At 49.2% G+C, this 3108-nt stretch carries 4 protein-coding genes; all 4 read right to left on the bottom strand.

Features of this window, described 5'->3' with window-relative positions; translation table 11 throughout:
* Window positions 1-43 precede the first annotated feature (43 nt).
* The 4 genes from RUMCAL_RS09430 to RUMCAL_RS09415 all read right to left on the bottom strand — a co-directional run bounded on the left by RUMCAL_RS09430 (window position 44) and on the right by RUMCAL_RS09415 (window position 3056).
* The gene (locus tag RUMCAL_RS09430; RefSeq protein ID WP_021682552.1) at window positions 44-1159 is read right to left on the bottom strand and encodes a 5-methyltetrahydropteroyltriglutamate--homocysteine S-methyltransferase; all 1116 of its coding nucleotides are present in this window, start codon (window positions 1157-1159) and stop codon (window positions 44-46) included.
* A gap of 189 nt (window positions 1160-1348) precedes the next feature.
* A complete protein-coding gene (locus RUMCAL_RS09425) occupies window positions 1349-1918 on the bottom strand; it encodes a zinc ribbon domain-containing protein (RefSeq protein ID WP_021682551.1) in 570 nt (189 codons plus the stop codon).
* Between the two features lie 148 nt (window positions 1919-2066).
* Window positions 2067-2579 (bottom strand): YqiA/YcfP family alpha/beta fold hydrolase, encoded by a 513-nt coding sequence (locus RUMCAL_RS09420; RefSeq protein WP_021682550.1) that lies wholly within the window; start codon window positions 2577-2579, stop codon window positions 2067-2069.
* 21 nt (window positions 2580-2600) lie between these two features.
* The gene (locus RUMCAL_RS09415; protein ID WP_021682549.1) at window positions 2601-3056 is read right to left on the bottom strand and encodes a DUF1810 domain-containing protein; all 456 of its coding nucleotides are present in this window, start codon (window positions 3054-3056) and stop codon (window positions 2601-2603) included.
* Window positions 3057-3108: the final 52 nt, after the last annotated feature.

Here is a 3108-nt window from a genome sequence, read left to right as displayed (position 1 = left end):
GTCGCCAGACGCTCTTTGTGCGGTATTGCCTCAGAAAAAGCGATTATCCCCAGACTTCTTCTGCGATTTCCTTTACCAGTGCGAGCTTTGCCCACTCGTCTGCTTCTGTCAGCTTGTTGCCGATCTCGCAGGAAGCGAATCCGCACTGCGGGCTCAGGCAAAGGCGATCCAGCGGAATATACTTTGCTGCTTCGTGAATCCGTGCAATAACTGTCTGCTTGTCCTCCAGTTCCGGCTTCTTGGAAGTGATCAGACCGAGAACCACCTTTTTATTCGGAGAAACCTTTGCAAGCGGTTCGAAGCCGCCGCTTCTTTCGTCATCATATTCCAGCAGCAGGGCATCTACATTTTCCTGTGCAAAAACATAGTCTGCAACAGAATCATACGGTCCGCTGGTGAAGAATGTGGAGTGATAGTTGCCGCGGCAAATGTGAGAAGTGATCACCATGTCAGCCGGCTTGTTCTCCAGTGCCAGATTGTTGACCGCGAGAAGCTGCTTCTTGACATCTTCCAGATCAATGCCAAAGGACTGATACCGCTGTTTTGCAGCATTTCCCACGATCGCACCCCAAGTGCAGTCGTCCAGCTGCAAATTGCGGCAGCCTGCATCATAGAACTGACGGATCACTTCCTGATATGCAACGCCGATGTCGTGGATCAGTTCTTCATTGGTGGCATAGAATTCTCTGGTGCTCTGGAAATTCTGCGGCACGATCATCTGCTGGAACATCTGTGCCGGTGCAGGAATGGTATACTTTGCAACGGTTTCATCATCTTCAAACTGTTTCAGGAACTGGAAGTATGTCACAAACGGGTGCGGCACTACCTTGACCTTTCCGGTCAGGTAGGTATCTTCCAGATCTGCCATTTCTCCGTTGAACTGCACACCGCCGCCGGTCTTTTCATGTCCAACGCCGGCAAAGCCCCACATAAAATCCAGATGCCAGTATTCACGGCGATATTCACCGTCTGTGATGATGTGATAGCCTGCCTGCTTCTGCTTGGCAACCAGTTCACGAATCGCAGCATCTTCTACAGCGGTCAGCTGTTCCTTGCTGATTTTTCCTGCTCTGTAATCTTTTCTTGCCTGCTTCAGGTTTTCCGGACGCAGGAAGCTTCCGACAAAATCATAGCGGTACGGAGATGTGATCTTCTGCATAGTCAATTCCTCTTTCTGAACAAATGTATTTGATTTTAGTATACCATGAAACAGCAGGTTTGGGAAATATATTTATAGAGCAGTTGCCTATAGCTTTAAACTATATCGAAAAATCTCTTTCAGTTTTTAAGGAAAATCTGCAAGCGGATTACGTGCAAAGCCGTCAGGCGGGCTTTGTGCGGTGTTGCCTTAACTTCCGTAAAATAAATTTGCAATGTCACCTTCCCAACTGTAGTTCCGGTAGGTGCCATAGTCCGTGATTTTGAATTTTCTGGTAGCCGTGTAGGTGTTGCCTACCCAGCTGTAAGTATACCGATAAGTGCCCTCCATTCCGGAAACTGATGCATCAACACTAGTCAGGTTCCAGTCGTAACTGGAACCGCCGTACTTGTCGGCAAACACGTTGGCTGCTTCAATTGCCAGTTCCGAATTGCCGTTGCAGGGAATGTTGTAGGAATTGGTTTTCTGATACTTGGACGCTTCCGTCGGCGGCTGGGTAATGACTTCGGAATATTCGGAGCTTCCGGAATTTCCGGTACTTTTTTCGGAATCGTCGCCGGAAGAACCGATCACCGCCGCGAGAACCACGACCACCAGAACGGCTGCCACCGCCAGAATGATCCACTTCTTTTTGGACTTTTTCTTTTTCACAGGACTCTCCGCCTCTGCCGCAGGAACTGCCTCGTCCAGCTTTTTGCCGCACTTCTCACAGAATTTGGAATTGTCCTCAATCTCACTTCCACAGTATTTGCAAAACATTGTTCAAACTTCCCTTCCTCTTTTTCTGTTGTGGATAACTTTATTTTAGCACAATTGCAGAAGTCTGAAAATACAAAACAGTTCCGAAATTTGCCGGAAATTTCGGAACTGTTTTCAGTTGACAATGTTTCTTCCTCAGGTGCTGCCCTTATTTTCCCAGAATTGTCTGAAAAAACGATTGCAGCGGTAGTGTCGCACCGGAATGCCTGCCATTCGGCACCTGCACAAGATCTGCATCGCACAGCAGCCGTTTCGTAAACGCGTGATCTCCGATCACTTCGTCTTCTGCCCCGATGATACAGTGCACCAGACTGCTGTCGATTGCAGCAAGCTTGCTGAACAGCACCATCAGCGGCTGTATTGGCTGCGTATTTCCGAGCCTTGGCAGTACGTCAAACGGCATCAGACAGGGGTTCACCAAGATGGTGGGAAGATGCAGTTCCGCACAGAGCAGTGCCGCAAAAAATCCGCCAAAGCTTGTCCCTATCAAAGTATCCGCGTGACATGTCACAGCCATTTCCCGCAGTGTTTTCAGCACTTTCTCCGGACACACTGCATCATAATCCAGCTGCGGCGAGGTCACATCGCAGCCCAGCGAAAGCAATGCTGTATAGGCACTGTTCTGTGCACTGCCGCCGTAGCCATGTATGTTGAGAATCATTTTTTGGTTTCTCCTCGTCTTTCAAAAAATGTGCAGTTGTTCCAAGGTTCTTTTGTCCTCGACGCCGCGATAGAATTTGTACAGCACACGGGAAAACAAGTCGTCGTCCGGTGCAGCCTGCCGGAACAGTGTCATGCAGGAACGCACCTTGCGTGCATCTGTTTGCCCGAACACGCTCCACGGGTTATTGGAGGGAATCTCCAGCAGCACCGCCGTGATCTCCCGCAGCCTTGCCCCCAGAATCGGGTGCTGATAGTACGCTACCGCCTCTTCCAGATCGTAAATGGAAAAATACACCGCGATAAAACTTTTCCCCAGCCCCTGAATCTGCGGGAACACGTACCAGATCCAGTGCGTCATTTTTTGCCCCTGTTTCATCTCGTCAAGTGCCTTGGCATAGGTTTCTCCAAATTCGTACCCGTGATCCTGTGCATCTACAAACCGCTGCAACAGTTCCTGATTTATGTTTTGTGGCATAAAGCATCACCTTTCTTTTTTATGGCAATACCGCACAAAGATTGTGCGACAG

It is taken from the genome of Ruminococcus callidus ATCC 27760 (genome assembly GCF_000468015.1).
GTDB lineage: Bacteria > Bacillota > Clostridia > Oscillospirales > Ruminococcaceae > Ruminococcus_C > Ruminococcus_C callidus.
The sequence above is the reverse complement of the archived record's forward strand: the minus strand, read 5'-3'. Positions and strand labels throughout refer to the sequence as shown.